Source organism: Burkholderia savannae (assembly GCF_001524445.2).
Classification (GTDB): Bacteria; Pseudomonadota; Gammaproteobacteria; order Burkholderiales; family Burkholderiaceae; genus Burkholderia; species Burkholderia savannae.
Window position 1 is genome coordinate 104,113 of record NZ_CP013419.1, and the last position, 16,062, is coordinate 120,174.

Below are 16,062 nucleotides of genomic sequence, written 5' to 3' on the forward strand. Positions count from 1 at the left end.
CGTGTCGAGGATGATACGGTTGTCACGCGGGATACAGATGGGAACGCTGTTTTGCTGTTCGGTCAAGACGCCTGGGATATCCAGGCATATACGTTCGGACTGCATCGCACCCACATCCATTTCAGGGGGCACCTGCCTGACGGTGCGAGTCGAACCCTTTCAGAGGCGACTACACGTCAGTGGAAGCAGGCGATGTATTTTCTGATGCATGAAGCGACCGATACGACACCGGCAACTGGGACGCTAAAAATCCTTTCAACGCACCTGAGGGCGTTCACGCTCTTTACCTCGGCACGTCAGCTTACGCTCTATGAGGGCCTGTCCACTGCCGCGGTTGTTCTGGATTATGCGGCGCAAGCCGGGATGGAGACGAAGGCGCAGCCTCTTTACTCGATTCTGGTAAAGCTTCACCGTCTGGGCGTTGACGCCACAGGGGTGCGCGTACCGCTGGCCCAACTGGACATACCTCTACGTGAACGCATCGCGCAACGCGCTATATATTCACAACACCCGGTCATCCCGACGCGGATCTATCAGCACTTTCTGTCGGTCTGTGAGCAGGACCTCAGTATCGCAGAGGGCGCCGCCGACATGCTCTCGAGCCACCTCGCTCGCAGATACGCTGGAGAGAGGCCGGGCGTCTCTGCAGCGCTGAAAGCGACTGCTGCGCACTTCCAGTGCGACGATTCGCCTGGCGTCGTGTCGTCGCTCGTGTCATCGATTAGTGCACTCGTCATCCCGACGTTCACCGGCATGCGCGCGACGGAAGCAGAGACCCTCCCATACGACTGCCTGAGCGAGACACGGCTGGATGGCGTGACGCACTACACCATCGAGGGCATCACGACCAAACTGGCTGGGGGTCGACCCAGGCGCGCATGCTGGGTGACCAGTCCGCTCGCTGCCCGCGCCATCAGGCTCGCACAACGGCTATCGGGCGAGGCACACCGTGCGCACGGCGCGCGAGGCTACGCTGAGTCGACGGACGGGTCACACCTGCTGTTCTGCCAGATGGGCCTGCGTTATCGATACGTGGCAAATCGGGCAGGTAACATACAGGAAGCTATCGAAGCCTTTCGTAAGCGCGTCTTTCCGACTATCACGGTCGAGGATATCGCTGAACTGAAGCGTATCGACATGCACCGCTCGTGGGAGGAGGAGTCGAAGTACGCACTCGGGCAGCAGTGGCCGTTTACGCGCCATCAGCTTCGCCGGACGCTGGCGCTGTACGCCCATCGGAGCGGAGTCGTGACGTTGCCAACGCTCAAGCGTCAGTTGCAGCACATCACGCAGGAGATGAGAATGTACTACGCCCGCGGCTCGGCGTTTGCGAAGGGCTTCATCGACACCTCCAGGACCCACTTTGCGAAGGAATGGGCCGAGGCGCAACACCTGTCCGCGTACCTTGCATACGCCGAGCAGGTGCTGTTCTCTGACGAGCGGCTGTTCGGTGGGCACGCAGCGTGGACGCAGAGCCGTGCCGTGCAGGCCTCACCCGTGTCAGTTTACTCACGCGAGCAGACGGTGAGGATGTTCGGGAAGGGCGAGCTGGCGTACCGCGAGACTGTGCTGGGCGGCTGCGTCAGCGTCGAGCCGTGCAAGTCGACGCCACTCGACTGGATGCGCCTGGATTGCCTTGAATCCAACTGCAGTAATCTCGTCATAGCGATATTTGTCTACCGATTTGATGGGGACTGTAGACCAATTCCTCGTCTTCGGCACCGCTTCATACTGGTAACGACCGAGTCAGTTCATGATGCGTTCGCGGTACCGACGTTCAATGGTCTCGTTGATACGAGGTTGAATGTTGGAAATGGCTCTTTCCATCTCGGGCATGATCAAGCCTCGACCTTTGCGGAGCCATGCTTGTCCCGCCGGGCTCATGTAGAAATCGTTGATGCCGCGCAGCTCGCTGATCGTGAAGTTCCTTGCGCAGCTCTCCAGCAGCTGTCTGAGTATGGGATCCTTGGCATCATTAAGTGTTTCGCCGAGCACTTCGCTGTAGACATTGGCATCCGTCGAACTTCTCATTCCTGGTCTGCGTTGAATAGCATCATACGAGTTTATGACAATTTCGCGGATGCGTTGGTCCATATCATCTTCTACACCTGCCAATTTAATTGATTGGCGGCACAAGGCTCGCCTGTCGCCGGATCGATTCCAGTCGTCGAATCCGCGAAACTGGGCGTAGGCCGGGGAGCAAAACAAGCATGATGCGACGAGCGCAGTCATCATAAGGATGACGATATTTTTCATTTGAGATTGGAAAATCAAGAAAAACGTTGATTGAATGCGATGAAGTGAAGTGAGGTTTCCTTGCGCGGAAGTCGTTTTGTAAAACCGGGCCTGGTGTGCGCCAGTCTTGTAACTGGCGCCCAGCGGTTTCGCCCGGTTCGACAGAACTTGCCGCAGAAAGCCTTTCTCAAGGACTGGTCAATCGATTACGGCGGCGCAGGCATCCGTTGGTGCCGCCGCGGCGTGTCCAACCACCGGAATGACCTTGAGGCCCGCGGATGCGACACGACACGGTGCTGCGACCGCCCCGCATCCGGAAAGCACCGCGATCAGCGGAATAAGGGTAAGCAGTTTTTTCATGTCATCACCTGTTGACGAACGTTGCGTTGCTTTACGGTTTCGTGCGGCTCGCCCGACGTAGGGCCGCATCCGAACCATGCCGGATGGAATTCATGACTTCAGCGCACACACGGCCATCGCGATATCGGCGGCGGCCTGGGTGACGATCTGCTGGTAGGCGAGTACCAGGCTTCCCAGTTCGCCGGGAGCCGGCCGCTCCGCCTGCGTGCGGCCGGCCGTCAACTTACCGTCGGATACGCGTTGCACGGTCCAGTTGATGACCGCGCCAGCGCGTATACCGAGTTCGGCATCCATGCTGACCACCGCGGCCGTGACGCGGTATTGCGGTTTCACTCCGGAGGGGGGCCGCTGGTAGATATCGACGGCGCCGAGACTCGACTGCAGCCGTTGCGACAACGCATCGCGCAACTCGTCGGGCAGCGGCGCCAGCCAGCGATCCTGTTCCAGCAGCTTGAAGGTGCCGTTGCGCTGATTCAGAATCAGATTGGCCCGATTGAGGCGTTCGGGCACGGCTACGGGGACCACCTCGATCCATCGCGAGCCGGTGGCCGGCGCGGCGGCGCACTGCTCGACTGCCGCACGGCCCGCCGATACCTGCTCCAACGTGTAATAGCGCGGCTCGGGGAACGCGCAGCCGGTCAATATGGAGGCGCCGAGCGTCCAGCCGAGGGCCGTCGACACGAGGCTGGAGTGTCCGATCATGGTTGCTCCGAGTTCGTTTTGCCGCGCACGATTGCTTCCGGGTGGCGTTCCAGATAGTCGGTCAACGCGCGCAGCGAGGTGGCCGTGCGCGTCAGCTCCTGCATCATGCGGCGCGCGTCCTGCTGCGTCGGGGAATCCGTCGCGAGCGTGGCGTCGGCGGACTGGAGCGTCTTCCGTGCGTCCCGCAGCGCGGCGTCGACCTGAGGCATGACGTCGCCGTTGAGTTGCGTCACCAGCTTGTCCGCGTTGTTCATCACTTTGTTCAACGACGCCATTGAATTGCGCAAATCCCCCGCAATCTGATCGAACGGCACTTTGTCGACCTTGCTGACGATGTTGCCAAGTTTCGCCTGAAGTTCGTCGATGGTGCTGGGCGTGGTGGCCAGTTCGGGCAGTGGGCTGTCTATGTCGACTTTTACGGGCGGCGCATGCGGAAAGAAATCGAACGCCACGTACAGTTGGCCCGTGAGCAGGCTCGCGGTACGTAATTGAGCGCGCAGACCGCGTTTGGCCATGGTCTCGGCGATGCTCCGCGCGTTCTGCTTGTTGGCGAGATCGGCCCGGCTGAAACCCATGCGAGACGGGTAGAGTTCAATGACCACCGGCATGCGGAAGGTTTTGGCGTCGCGCTGGTATTCGATACCGATCGAGCGCACCTGGCCAACCACGATGCCGCGAAAATCGACCGGCGCGCCCGGGGTCAATCCGCGTAGCGACTGGTCGAAATTGAGCACCACCAGAGCGGGACTCGATTCGTCGGCGGGTTTCAGCGCCTCGGCCTGGTCGCTGGCGAGCGCGAACTGGGTGTCTTCGGCGGCGGCTACGCGACTCGCGGGATTGTCCGGCGTCTGGAAGGCGATGCCGCCTGACAGGATGGTAGCGAGCGATTGCGTGTTCACCTTGAGACCGCCGCCGTCGAGCTTGACGTCGACGCCGCTGGCGTGCCAGAACAGCGTGTCGGCGGTGACCAGCTTGTCGTACGGTTTGTTGATGAACACCCGGAGAGACAGATCGCGTCCGTCGGGGGACAACTGGTAGGCCACCACCTGGCCGACGCGGACGCGCCGATAGTAGACCGGCGAGCCGATGTCGAGCGAGCCGAGGTCGGCGGCGTGCAACACGAACTGCTTGCCGGAGGTGTCGGAGGTCACCGCCGGCGGCACTTCCAGTCCGGTGAAGGAGCGGGTGCGCGCCTGTGATTTGCCCGCGTCGACGCCGATGTATGCGCCGGAAAGCAGGGTATCCAGGCCCGAAACGCCGGAGATGGCAAACCGGGGGCGCACGACCCAGAAGCGGGTGCCCATGGTCGCGAAATTCCCGGCATCGCCTGTCAGGGCGATGGTGGCGACGACATGAGAGTGATCCGGCGCAAGGTGCACGGCCGTGACCAGGCCGATGTCGACGGATTTGTAGCGCACCGGGGTTTTGCCTGGAACCAGACCTTCGGCGGAACGGAAGGTCACGGTTACCTCGGGGCCGCGCTCGACGAGGACATGGATCAGCAATGACAGCCCGATCACGGCGGCGACGATTGGAACCAGCCAGACAAGCGAGGGCAGCCAGCGTATTCGCCGGCGAATGTCGGGGAGCGTCGGGGAATGGGGCAAAGCGGGTTCAGTCATTATTTGTGTCCAGCGAATCCCACAGCAGGCGGGGATCGAAGCTGTGAGAGGCCAGCATGGTCAGCACGACTACACATGAAAAAGCCACGAGCCCCGCTCCGGGCGTAACGGTGGCTAGTGCGCCGGCGCGGATCAGCGAACTGAGCAGGGCGACGACAAAGACGTCGAGCATCGACCATCGACCGATTGTTTCGATGAGGCGGTACAGCCGGGTTTGTTGCCGGATGCGCCAAGTGGTGCGGAAACGCACCGAGAGCAGCAGCAACGTCAAGGCCATCATCTTGAGCAGCGGCACCACCATGCTGGGAATCAGCACCAGGATGGCGAGCCCTTTCGAGCCGGAGACCCAGAAATAAACCACGCCGGAGAAAATGGTGGCGTTCGATGTGCCGTCGATGGATTGCGTAACCATGATGGGCAGCAGGTTGGCTGGGACATGGAGAATCATGGCGGCGATCAGGAAAGCCCACGCGCGCGCCTGGCTGTCCTGTTTGCGGCTGTGCAGAGCAGCGCCGCAACGCGGACAACGTAGGCCTTCGAACGACTGTGGACTGAGTGCGCCACAGGCGTGGCAACACACGAGACGCATCGATGTGGTGGTGGGCACGGCGGGCAGCGGTGCATTCTCGTCGTCGAGCGGTTGGCGCGTCACGTTGTCCGACAGCTGCGAGGGACCGCCCCCGTCGGATGAGGCGGGCATGAGCATGCTCATTGCTGTGGCGCCTCGTCCGCATACAGCCACAGACTGCGCGGATCGAATGCAAGAATGGTCGTCAGTACGCACACGAGCGCGCCGAATGACCAAAGCGCAAGGCCCGGCAGTAGATGGGCCGTGCTGGAGATCTTGGCCAGCGTCACCAGCACGCCGAGCATAAAGACTTCGATCATGCCCCACAGTCGTGCCTGTCTGATGCCGCGCACCACGTGCGCGAAACCCGGCGGCACACAGCGTAGAGACATCGGCAGCAACAGGTAGAGCATCATCAGCATCTCGGCCAGGGGAAACAGGACCGTTGTTGCCAACACCACAACGGACATCATCGGCATGTCATCCGAGAAGAGCGCCTCTACCGTGCCCCAAAGCGTCGCCTGCATGCGCATGCCTCTGATATCCAGTTCGACGATCGGAAAGGCAACGGAGACCACAAACAAGATCAGCGCGGTCAGCACGAGGGGCAATAGCCGGAGATAGGCGAGCGTGCTCTCTCGGTACAGCAACCCGCCACAACGCAGGCAGCGAGCACAAGCACCTTCCACAAGCTGCACACGCAGATAGACAGCCGAGCAGTATTCGCAGGCAATCAGGCTCGAAAGACAAGCGGACGCGTGGCCGGCAGCGTGGTATTTCGGGTCGTGCTTCGTCATGGTGTCAATCTCGAAGACAATTCACCGCGGCTTCGGGCGACCACGGAATCACAAGTTCCCACTAACAATGTCGCGCACGCCTTTTGCAATCCGGAATACTCGCTTGCTGGCGCCGCTTACATATCGCAAGAGGTGTTCGATCTGACGCGGCGCAGTTGCATGCGTCCCGTCCGGACGGGACGTGCCATCGTGCTTTGACACATACGGTCGGGGAGTCTCGGTCTGACCGACATCTTGCGAGGACGTTAGGCGCGGAAAACGTGTCATGCGTCAACCTTTCGAGCTGGCTGGCTATTACGGAAAGGCATCAAGCATTCCGGGTGACGCTCAAAATAAGCGTGATGTATGCAAGTGCAGCGAACACGCCGGCCAGCGTTCCAAAGACGTCCCTGGACTCAGCGCCGCGCCAGCAGTGGACCGGAATTCCTACCAGTAGGTACGCAAGCACAAAGACAAGGGAAACGATCAAAGGGGGCGGGCCGAGCGTGACAACCGTGTCTAAAAATTGGTCCATTCGTACTCCCCCCAAAGATGTTCTCGAGCATCGTCGTTACATGTGCGCATCTTCCGTTGCCCATGATTTATTGATATGGACAACTGAAAATGAACGCCCAGATTGAAACATCATCCGAGCAACGGATCGTCAGCGCAGCCGCTCCACCAGGGCGTCTGCTCCCTTGTCGAGGCCGGTCTTCGCGGCACTCAGCGAACCGAAGGCCGCGGGCAAGTTCATCGCATTCGGATATTGCTTCGAGACGTATGCTTCCAGGAGGCGGCCGGTGCTGCCGTCATGGATTTCCACCGCATAAGAGACCGAGCCGCTGAATGCGCCCTGGCCCCCACGCACCGCCTGCACGCCGTTATAGAGGTTGCCCGCGATGTCGAAGTGCATGAACTGTCCGACGACCGGCTTGGTCTTTTCGGCGCCGGTGAGCGTCAGGTTGATACGCAGGGTGTTGGGGCCTGCCTGTCGCGTAACGTTGAATCGCTTCGACAGTTTTTCCGAGAACGTCTTGCTCATGTAGTCGGCGAGCGCTGCCTTGTCTGCGTCCTTCATGTCGCCAAACTGGTTATCGCTGCCCCGATAAACGGTGACCGGGTCCAGTACGACCTTGGAGTATTGGGACCAGGCCACCGGTGTGTCATACCTGTAGGGCACCTTGGCCGAGTCGTCATTCCGGTTCTGTTTCAATTGCGACGAGGACGCAAGGCCCGAGTACGGAAGGGGCTGCACACTCGTGCATGCCGCCATGGTGAGCATTGCGGCACCGGCCACGAGAAGCGAGGCGCTGTTGCGAACGGACATTTCGTATTCCTTAAAAGATGGGTTGATTTGGGGACGGAGCGACGTACTCGCAGTGCCATGAGCCGACGGACCGGATGGTAGCGCACGGCGAAATAAATGTAAACCGTCTATCCGGTCTGTGAAAATTCGGAAGAGGCCAGTACAATGTCGACTCCGTTCGTGGACGCCATGCTTCTCAGTCATGCAGGTTGCTGCACCGCTCGGCAGGTGGTGCGCGATCGGCGCCCCGACCATGGCGCCGGCCCGGCGTCACAATGTCATCAGCATCGAAAATGGATAACCGGACTCGTTCAGAGATTTCTCGCCGGAAGGCGATTGAGGCAGCGCTCGTCATCCTCCAGAGGGATGGCATTGGCGGACTTACGTTCGATTCGTTGTCGCGTGAAAGCGGTATCAGCAAGGGCGGGTTGCTGCATCAATTCCGCAACAGGCATGGCGTGCTCCAGGCCCTGCTGGAACATCAGGAGCGGCAGTTCGAGCAGATAGCGACCGACTACTTGGCGAAAGAGGGCCAATCGAAGAAGGAACCCAACCTGGCCGCCGAGATTGCCATCTATCGGAAAGCCATCGATCAGCCGAATTCCGTGGCGAGGGCCGCTCTTGCGGCGCTTGTCGATAGTCCGAGCCTGCTTGAAAACCGGACGTCGACTGCCTCGGCGAGAATGCAGGCGCTGAGCGACGAGGCGGCCGATCTCGATTTATCTCTGTTGCGGTATTTTGCTGCGAGCGGTATTGCGTTCCACTCTCTGTTGGGGCTTACACCGTTGGATGAAAAGATGCGGAACAGACTCTTCGATCGTCTTCAAGACGAGCAAAGCTGGCGAGGTATTCAGTCAGAGCCGGCATCGAAGCGGAGCTATCGAAAGTGATCTGTTCCGAAGCACTGTGATACGGGGTATTCGTACCTTTCGTGCGAATTCTGGCGCTTTGATTCGGAAATGCCTTTCTGATCAACCGTTTGCAGAATCGGGTTTTGAAAAGATGTCGCAGGGGCGCGGAGCCCCGCGAGATAAGGGGCTGCAGCGACTGACCGCCAGGATTTGCAAGAAAGGTACGAATATCCCCAGTACGGTCCTGGCCTCGCAACATGCTCAAGCAAGTCGAGCACTCGCGGCACGATCGTATGCGCCAGGATTGCGACAGAATCTGTACGTCCGGGTAAATTAATCAGCGTTGCCTGATCGTAGCTGGTCAGAGCTTTCATACCGTCCGGCGTGCCATCGGGTCGCGTAAGTTGAGCGCTGGCGCTAGTGAGGTTATGAGCGACCGGCGAGGGCGCGCGGGTCGTGTCACACACAGCGCGTCCGGGAGGGGCCGATGGCAAGCAAGAAATACCGCGACAAGACCTGTTGTGTATTGCGGGCGAAACCGAGCGTCGAGCACGGGCGATCACGTCGTTGCGCGCGAGTTCTGTCCGGGCACCGCGCGCGACAACCTGGCCAAGGTGCCGGCATGCGTGGCCTGCAACAACACCAAGTCGAAGCTTGAGCACTACGTGCTGGCGGTGTTGGCCGAAAACCCGATTGGGCCGTTTTCCCCGGCGCTTGACACGTCCAAAAGACGTGCTACCCTGCCGCCATACGACTTTTAGTCGAGTTCACGGAGATCGCTATGCAGCAAGACACGACCGGGGTGCTGTATGTGTACCGGTGCCCCGCGTGCGGCCATCGCGGCGAGGTGCGCCGGCCCGATGACCTGCACGACAGCGCGGCGGCCACCTGCGCGAAGTGCTATGGCCCGGTCGCACTGGAGTGGGACGGAGGCGTGACGCTGCTGGCTGGCCCCCGCGGCGCACCGGATGAGCCGGCGCCGACGCCAGAAGAATTCAAGGCTCTGCGCGAGCGCGGCCGGCGCACCCAAGTGGCGGCCGCCGCGCTGCTCGGCGTACAGTCGCGCCAGGTGCAGCGGTGGGAGGCCGGCGAAGCCGAGATCCCGATGAGCGCGTGGAAGTTGTTGCGCCGGACCTGGGGCTATCGGTATCCGAGCGATTTCGAGCGTTATGAGGACTTCGAGCGTGGTTGGAATCCGGAACGCGACGCGAAGCGCAAGACGATCGAACGCGGCGACGTGGTCGAGCTGCAGCCGCTCGACGGCCCGCTGCTGCGCGCGACCGTGTGCCTGGATCGCGTGCACGACGGCCTGGTCGACGAGGACAGCTACGGCGCGCTCGTCACCGAGTTCGTCGGTGCCGTCGGCGCAGGTCAAGCCTATCGCGGCTTCGTGATCGGCGAGCGCGTGACCTTCGCACGCGCGAACGTGATCCACCTCGAGCAGCGCGTACCGCACGCAGTCGCTCGGTCGACCGGAGCGTGAAATCGTGAGCAAAACCCTGAGCTACACGCAGCTGACGGCCCATGCCGAGCAGCTCATCCGCGACCACCTGGCCGAGGCGGCGAAATATCGGGAGGCAGGAGATGCGTCCTTCGAGATCCGCGCCATTGCCGCCGCGCGAGCTGTGCACGCTATGTGGGAATCACTGACGATCGCGCATCTCGATGCGTACACCCGGTCGGCGTTTATGGCCGACTTCACGCGGCTGGAAGGGCTGGTGTTCCCCGACGACTCGCTGCCGAGCGAGCGCGACACGGGGGCCGCTGACGGGCGCGTGACGCTGCACGCCGCGATTGCCGAAGTGCTCACGCTTGCCGGGCACGGCTTGCCCGCATCAGCGATCGCCGACGCCTAGGCCCGCCCATAGAAACCGACGTGCAAAGGCCGTACGCACAAAAAAGCCGCGGAGCGCGGCTGTGCGCATTGACTGATCGGGTCGCCAAACCCGGCGCCTGCTGTATCAGGCGCACGTCCAGTATACCGGCGGGCCGCCGCGTTTACAATGGCCTCAAGCAAATTTCATATGTGAACATATGTCTTGACATATGTTCACATATGCCTAGAATGAAGGGATGTTCTCTTCACCAGGAGCTGGCCATGCGCACCGTTTCCATTTTCAAGAACGCCAGCAATCAGGCGATTCGCATCCCGAAGGATATGGCCTTCGAAGGGGTCACGGAGCTCGAGATCCGTCGGGAGGGCGACACGTTGTTGCTCCGCCCGGTCCGTCCGACGTGGACGTCGTTCGCCGCCGAGTCGCGCGCGGACGACGACTTTCTGAGCGAGCGTCCGGAAATCGTTGAGCCCGGCCGATTCGATCTGACGGGCGCCGATGACGAACCGCCGGAGTCGAGCCGTTGAAGCAACTCTACATGCTCGATACGAACATCTGCTCGTTCATCATGCGCGAACGACCGCCCGAGGTACTCGCGCGCCTTGAGGCCTGCGTCGAAGCGCAGCATCGCATTATGGTCTCCGCGATCACGTACGCGGAAATGCGCTTCGGGTCGATCGGTAAAAAGGCGTCCCCGAAGCACGCCAAGCTCGTGACCGCTTTCGTGTCCCGACTCGACGGCGTGCTGCCGTGGGATGCGGCTGCCGTCGACGAGACGACCCGGATCCGCGCGGCGCTCGCCGAGCGCGGTACACCGATCGGCCCGAACGACTCGTCGATCGCCGGCCATGCGATCGCGGTGGGCGCCGTGCTCGTGACGAACAACACCCGCGAATTCAGCCGAGTGGACGGGCTGCGGCTCGAGGACTGGGCGACGCACGCCTTACGATAATGGGAACCACGATGCGCCACGAATACGAGTTGCATTCCGACGTCCTCGAGACGATTGTCGCCACCACACCCGTCACGAAAGGGCATGCGGCGCTGCTGAGCGCGTTTGCCACGCGCACCGAGTTTCGCGGCGCGCGCTACGTGATGACGCGCGACACCTTTGGCGAGCAGCCGGCGCGCGTCATCGACGTCAACGGCAACGAAATTGCCGCGGTTTATCGCGCATGGGCCAACGCGCAATTGGCCGAGCACGGTGGGTCCGTGGCAGCGGTACTAGCGGCGCATCGGGCGAGCGGCTATCTACTGACGAAGATCCAACCGGTGCTGCACTACTTCGTGCACGACCGCGGTGGCGATCAGGCGAATTTCATTCAGATCGAGGTGTGGGAGGAGCGAGAGTTCGTCGAACACGCGCTGCTTCGGGACGACGCGGGTTGGGGCGTGCCGAGTGCGGACGAGTTTACGTGCGGCTGGGACAGTGCATTGCTTCGCGTCGATCGCCGCGAGCTCAGCGGTCCCCGCTATCGGCTCAATACTGCACTCGACATGCAGCGCTTCGCCGCGTTAGCCGAGCAGGTCTTCGATGACCGCCGCCGGATAGACGGCGATCGTCAATTGATTACGACGAACGCCGAGACGGGCGAGCGCCGCGTCATCACGGTGCGCGAGCTCACGCCCGGCTACGATCGGCAACGCTGGCCCGGCCGCCGATTCTTCGACGACTGGAGCGAGTCGAGCGCGGGGCGCGCCGGCGAGCGGGTCTGCACGCGCTGGACGTTCGCGACATCGGATTACACTGATCCGCAGCGCGTCCGTGAGCTCCGCGTGATCCCGCAATGGGCGCACACAAAGAAGATCGCGCAACTGAAGAACACGCACCGGCTCGACGTCCATAGCCTCTATGGCAAGCTCCTCCAGCTGGACAAGCGAGTCGGCATGCCGTTCGCGTGGTACTTCTACGGCCTACACGGCGACCTCGTGACGAGCGGCCAGATGCAGCGCGTGCTCGAGGCAGCAGAGCAGGGGTTGATCGTGCTCCAGGAGCGCGACTATCGTGTCCTCAAGCGCTGGTACGACGATCAATACGGCTTCTGATCTGAGAGAGGCGCGCATCCCCGTGATGCTTGAACTCGAGGCTTTTGCGTTGTCGTTAATCTTTTCACCCGCGCAGTTGAAGGTGGAAAGGACCCGCGACCCGATTTCAAAGATTGAATAGATTTAATCGAGGAAATTGATGCAGTCAGATACTTTGTTCCGTATCGGTATGCTTTTCTTTGCGACCGGTATCCCCGGTTTGCTTTTCACGGAGAGCGATCTGCTTCGGCGGTTTTGTGGTGTACTGGCAAGTAGCGCGCTTACTTTCGTATGGGCTGGAGTCTCACCTGACTCATTCAACGTGTGGGGATGGATTCCGTGCGTGATGTTGCCTTGGATTGTTGTTTGGTTTTGAGAGGTGGCCTCGCTCGTTTGGACAGTTTTCTGAGATTTTTAAGTGGAACGTCCGGGGCAATCATGCTGCCGATTTGATTGCAGGCAGCGTCGCGAAGTATGCCTCATCCGGCGTCTGATCCGCCAGGCTCGAATGGGGCCGTTTCCGGTTGTACAGCTCGATGTAGTCGCCGATGGAGCGCCGGGCATGGCTGACCGACTCGTACGCTTTCAGGTAGACCTCCTCGTACTTGATGCTGCGCCAAACCCGCTCGACGAACACGTTGTCGCGCCAGCTTCCCTTGCCGTCCATCGACAGCCGGATGCGCCGGCCCAGCACGGCCTCGGTGAACGCGCCCGCCGTGAACTGGCTGCCCTGAACGGTGTTCACGATGTCCGGCAGCCCGTAGCGGGCGAACGCTTCTTGCAGCGCTTCGACAGCGTGCACGGCTTCCAGCGTGATGGCGACCCGGTGCGCGAGTACCTTGCGACTCGCCCAGTCCACCACCGCCGTCAGATACACGAATCCGCGCGCCATCGGAATGTACGTCGTGTCGAGTGCCCACGCCTGGTTGGCCCGCTCGATCTTCAGGCCACGCAGCAGATACGGCCAGATTTTGTGCTGTGCGTTGCGGCGGCTCGTGTTCGGCTTGCAGTACAGCGCCTCGACGCCCATGCGCTTCATCAGCGTGCGCACGCGACGACGACCCACTTCATGGCCTTCCCGGCGCAACAGGCGCGCCAGCATCCGTGCTCCGGCAAATGGAAACTCCATGTGCAGTTCGTCGATTCGTCGCATCAGCAACTGATCGGCCTCGCTGACCGGCTGCGGTCGGTAATACGCGCTCGATCTCGCGATGCCAACCAGCCGCGTCTGTTTCGAAACCGGCAGCGCATGCGTACGGTCGGTCATCGCTTTGCGCTCAGCAATCCCGACTTGGTGAGCGCGCCGCTTAAAAAATCATTCTCCAGCGTTAACTGGCCGATCTTCGCGTGCAGCGTTTTTACATCCACCGGCGGCTCGCTCGACGGCACGCCTGTCGCGCCAAACACGTCTGCCGCGCGCTCCTGCAACTGCCGCTTCCATTCCGTGATCTGGTTCGGATGCACATCGAACTGCTGCGCCAGTTCGGCCAGCGTCCGCTCGCCTTTGACCGCGGCCAGCGCCACCTTCGCTTTGAACGCCGCTGAGTGCGTCCGTCGGGTTCTCTTCGTCATCTTTCGGGTTCCTTTGCCAGCATTATCGCTGGCTCAGGCCCCGGCCAAACCACTTATCCGAATGTCCGATTTTGCGCGGCCTCCTCTCAGGTATTTGCCCGATGCGCGTGGCCCAATTTGATGGGAGCATTAGAGACGGTTTCAAAAAGGGCCCCTGGGGCTGTTAACTTTCGCGGCGAGCTGTTAACCTCAGGCATCGGAACAACCGAGACCGAGGAGATGGCCAAGCCGATCATCGACGACGAATTGTGGACACTGATCGAACCGCTGCTGCCGCGACCCAAGCCGCGGCGCGAGAAGAACCCAGGGCGCCTGCCGGTTTCGAATCGCGCTGCGTTGACTGGCATCCTGTTTGTCCTCAAGACCGGACTGCGCTGGCGCGACCTGCCTGCCGAGATGGGTTGCGGCTCGGGCGTGACATGTTGGCGACGGTTACGCGACTGGCAGGCCGCCGGCGTATGGGATCGCTTGCACGAGCTGCTTCTTGCGAAGCTGCGAGCAGCAGACCAGATCGACTTCTCTCGAGCTGCGATCGATTCATCCTCGATCCGTGCCGTTGGGGCGGGCCAAAAACTGGGCCAAACCCTACCGATCGTGCGCGACCCGGTTCCAAGCACCACATCGTCACCGACGCCAACGGCACCCCGCTCGCCGCGATCCTGACCGGCGCGAACGTCAACGACGTCACGCAGTTGCTGCCGCTGATCGACGCGATTCCGCCGATTCGCGGATTGCGTGGCCACCCATTGCAGAGACCGCGTGTGGTCTACGCCGATCGCGGTTACGACTCCGAGCGACATCGACGCGCGTTGCGCGATCGCGGTATCGAGCCCGTGATCGCCAAGCGCCGTACCGAACATGGCAGCGGCCTTGGCAAATATCGCTGGGTCGTCGAGCGCACGCATGCCTGGCTGCATCACTTCCGTCGCCTCCGTATTCGTCTCGAGCGCCGTGCTGACATTCACGGCGCGTTCCTCAAACTCGGTTGCTGCCTGATCTGCTGGAATACCCTCCGGCGCGCCCAGCAGCCTTTATGAAACCGTCTCTTAAGGAAATTCTGCACAACTCGCCTTCGCGTGTGCTTGCCATGAATCGTCGAGGCAGCGAGCATGTAGCCCATGAAACAAACTGACCTTGGACTGAACTGGTCGACGAAGCGCACGCGCAAGCGGGAATTCCTGGACGAGATGAACCGAGTGGTGCCGTGGGCCGACTTGGTGATGCTGATCGCGCCGTACGCGCCGGAAGGCAAGCGCGGTCGTCCGCCGTTCGCGGTCGAGGCGATGCTTCGCATCCACTTCCTGCAGCAATGGTTCGGCCTGTCGAACCCGGCGATGGAAGAAGCGCTGCACGACGTGCCGCTGTACCGGGAGTTCGCCGGTCTGGACAACTGGACGGTGCGGCTGCCCGACGAGAGCACCATCCTGCGATTCCGTCATCTGCTGGAGAAGCACAAGTTGGCCGCGCAGATCCTCGCGTTGGTCAACGATATTCTGCGCGACAAGGGATTGATGCTGCGCGCAGGCACGGTGGTGGACGCGACGCTGATCAGCGCGCCGAGTTCGACCAAGAACGCGTCGGGCGAACGCGACCCGGAGATGCATCAGAGCAAGAAAGGCAACCAGTGGTATTTCGGCATGAAAGCGCATATTGGTGTCGATGCCGAAAGCGGCTTGGTGCACACGGTGCGGGGCACGTCGGGCAACGTCAGCGACGTGCTCGAAGCCAACAGCCTGCTGCATGGCGACGAAACCGAGGCGTTTGGCGATGCGGGCTATCAGGGTGTGCACAAGCGTCCGGACGTCCGGGCCGGTGTGAACTGGCACGTGGCGATGAAGCCAGGCAAACGTCGCGTCCTGGACAAAAGCAAGCCGCTTGACGCGCTCATCGATCAGGTCGAGCGAATCAAGGCGGGCATCCGGGCCAAGGTCGAGCATCCGTTCCGGGTAATCAAGCGGCAGTTCGGCTACACCAAGGTTCGGTCTCGGGGGCTGAGAAAGAACACCGCGCAACTCATGACCTTGTTCGCGCTGTCCAACTTGTGGATGGCGCGCGGCAAGCTGCTGGCTGCTGGGGCATGAGCGCGTTTCTGGCTCACGCCGATACCCCACGCAGCACGCGAAGGCTGCTCGGCGCGTGCCGGCCAGCTTCGTTCCGGGCTGATAGGTTGGCGTCGTGGCGCATTCAGCTTCCTGTCAAACGACCAAGCA

At 61.4% G+C, this 16,062-nt stretch carries 17 protein-coding genes; 8 read left to right on the top strand and 9 right to left on the bottom strand.

Features of this window, described 5'->3' with window-relative positions:
* Nucleotides 1-990: 990 nt before the first annotated feature.
* The 8 genes from WS78_RS38455 to WS78_RS34165 form a co-directional block, all read right to left on the bottom strand.
* Entirely contained in the window at nucleotides 991-1,458 is a 468-nt protein-coding gene (locus WS78_RS38455; RefSeq protein WP_226377352.1) for a hypothetical protein, read from the bottom strand.
* 288 nt (nucleotides 1,459-1,746) lie between these two features.
* Nucleotides 1,747-2,256 (bottom strand): DUF2059 domain-containing protein, encoded by a 510-nt coding sequence (locus tag WS78_RS38460; RefSeq protein WP_082717569.1) that lies wholly within the window; start codon nucleotides 2,254-2,256, stop codon nucleotides 1,747-1,749.
* A gap of 177 nt (nucleotides 2,257-2,433) precedes the next feature.
* Nucleotides 2,434-2,595 carry a DUF6726 family protein gene (locus WS78_RS37375; protein WP_176727247.1) on the bottom strand — a complete coding sequence of 54 codons (162 nt, stop codon included), beginning with the start codon at nucleotides 2,593-2,595 and terminating at the stop codon, nucleotides 2,434-2,436.
* 90 nt (nucleotides 2,596-2,685) lie between these two features.
* On the bottom strand, nucleotides 2,686-3,297 hold the full coding sequence (locus tag WS78_RS34140; protein ID WP_059583984.1) for a PqiC family protein: 612 nt from the start codon (nucleotides 3,295-3,297) through the stop codon (nucleotides 2,686-2,688).
* Nucleotides 3,294-4,919 (bottom strand): PqiB family protein, encoded by a 1,626-nt coding sequence (locus tag WS78_RS34145; RefSeq protein WP_059583987.1) that lies wholly within the window; start codon nucleotides 4,917-4,919, stop codon nucleotides 3,294-3,296. The genes WS78_RS34140 and WS78_RS34145 overlap by 4 nt, the downstream gene beginning before the upstream one ends.
* The gene (locus WS78_RS34150) at nucleotides 4,912-5,631 is read right to left on the bottom strand and encodes a paraquat-inducible protein A (protein WP_059583989.1); all 720 of its coding nucleotides are present in this window, start codon (nucleotides 5,629-5,631) and stop codon (nucleotides 4,912-4,914) included. Before WS78_RS34150 ends, WS78_RS34145 begins: the two co-directional genes overlap by 8 nt.
* On the bottom strand, nucleotides 5,628-6,284 hold the full coding sequence (locus WS78_RS34155; protein WP_059583992.1) for a paraquat-inducible protein A: 657 nt from the start codon (nucleotides 6,282-6,284) through the stop codon (nucleotides 5,628-5,630). The genes WS78_RS34150 and WS78_RS34155 overlap by 4 nt, the downstream gene beginning before the upstream one ends.
* A 643-nt stretch (nucleotides 6,285-6,927) precedes the next feature.
* Nucleotides 6,928-7,590, bottom strand: coding sequence for a DUF3313 domain-containing protein (locus WS78_RS34165; protein ID WP_059583997.1), 663 nt, complete (start codon nucleotides 7,588-7,590; stop codon nucleotides 6,928-6,930).
* Nucleotides 7,591-7,862: 272 nt separating this feature from the next.
* Here WS78_RS34165 and WS78_RS34170 point away from each other — a divergent pair, with 272 nt between their 5' ends.
* From WS78_RS34170 to WS78_RS34200, 6 genes are all read left to right on the top strand, one after another.
* Nucleotides 7,863-8,459 carry a TetR/AcrR family transcriptional regulator gene (locus WS78_RS34170; RefSeq protein ID WP_059583999.1) on the top strand — a complete coding sequence of 199 codons (597 nt, stop codon included), beginning with the start codon at nucleotides 7,863-7,865 and terminating at the stop codon, nucleotides 8,457-8,459.
* A gap of 742 nt (nucleotides 8,460-9,201) precedes the next feature.
* On the top strand, nucleotides 9,202-9,903 hold the full coding sequence (locus WS78_RS34180) for a hypothetical protein (protein WP_082717564.1): 702 nt from the start codon (nucleotides 9,202-9,204) through the stop codon (nucleotides 9,901-9,903).
* Nucleotides 9,904-9,907: 4 nt separating this feature from the next.
* Complete coding sequence (locus tag WS78_RS34185; RefSeq protein ID WP_059584002.1) at nucleotides 9,908-10,276, top strand: hypothetical protein; 369 nt, start codon at nucleotides 9,908-9,910, stop codon at nucleotides 10,274-10,276.
* Nucleotides 10,277-10,518: 242 nt separating this feature from the next.
* Nucleotides 10,519-10,782: a type II toxin-antitoxin system VapB family antitoxin gene (gene vapB / locus WS78_RS34190; protein ID WP_059584004.1), complete on the top strand. Its 264-nt coding sequence runs from the start codon at nucleotides 10,519-10,521 to the stop codon at nucleotides 10,780-10,782.
* Nucleotides 10,779-11,207 carry a type II toxin-antitoxin system VapC family toxin gene (locus WS78_RS34195; RefSeq protein WP_063889481.1) on the top strand — a complete coding sequence of 143 codons (429 nt, stop codon included), beginning with the start codon at nucleotides 10,779-10,781 and terminating at the stop codon, nucleotides 11,205-11,207. The genes vapB and WS78_RS34195 overlap by 4 nt, the downstream gene beginning before the upstream one ends.
* 11 nt (nucleotides 11,208-11,218) lie before the next feature.
* A complete protein-coding gene (locus WS78_RS34200) occupies nucleotides 11,219-12,301 on the top strand; it encodes a hypothetical protein (RefSeq protein ID WP_059584018.1) in 1,083 nt (360 codons plus the stop codon).
* 415 nt (nucleotides 12,302-12,716) lie between these two features.
* On the opposite strand, the gene WS78_RS34205 is transcribed toward WS78_RS34200, so the two are convergent.
* Nucleotides 12,717-13,852 (bottom strand): IS3 family transposase gene (locus tag WS78_RS34205; protein WP_394335900.1). Its coding sequence is split into 2 segments (ribosomal slippage): nucleotides 12,717-13,588 and nucleotides 13,588-13,852, totalling 1,137 coding nucleotides; the frame shifts between segments, so codons are not numbered across the junction.
* A 219-nt stretch (nucleotides 13,853-14,071) separates the two neighbouring features.
* On the opposite strand from WS78_RS34205, the gene WS78_RS34210 reads away from it, so the two are divergent.
* Nucleotides 14,072-14,889 (top strand): IS5 family transposase gene (locus WS78_RS34210; RefSeq protein WP_157131171.1). Its coding sequence is split into 2 segments (ribosomal slippage): nucleotides 14,072-14,420 and nucleotides 14,420-14,889, totalling 819 coding nucleotides; the frame shifts between segments, so codons are not numbered across the junction.
* Between the two features lie 81 nt (nucleotides 14,890-14,970).
* A complete protein-coding gene (locus WS78_RS34215; protein WP_059579167.1) occupies nucleotides 14,971-15,933 on the top strand; it encodes an IS5 family transposase in 963 nt (320 codons plus the stop codon).
* Nucleotides 15,934-16,062: the final 129 nt, after the last annotated feature.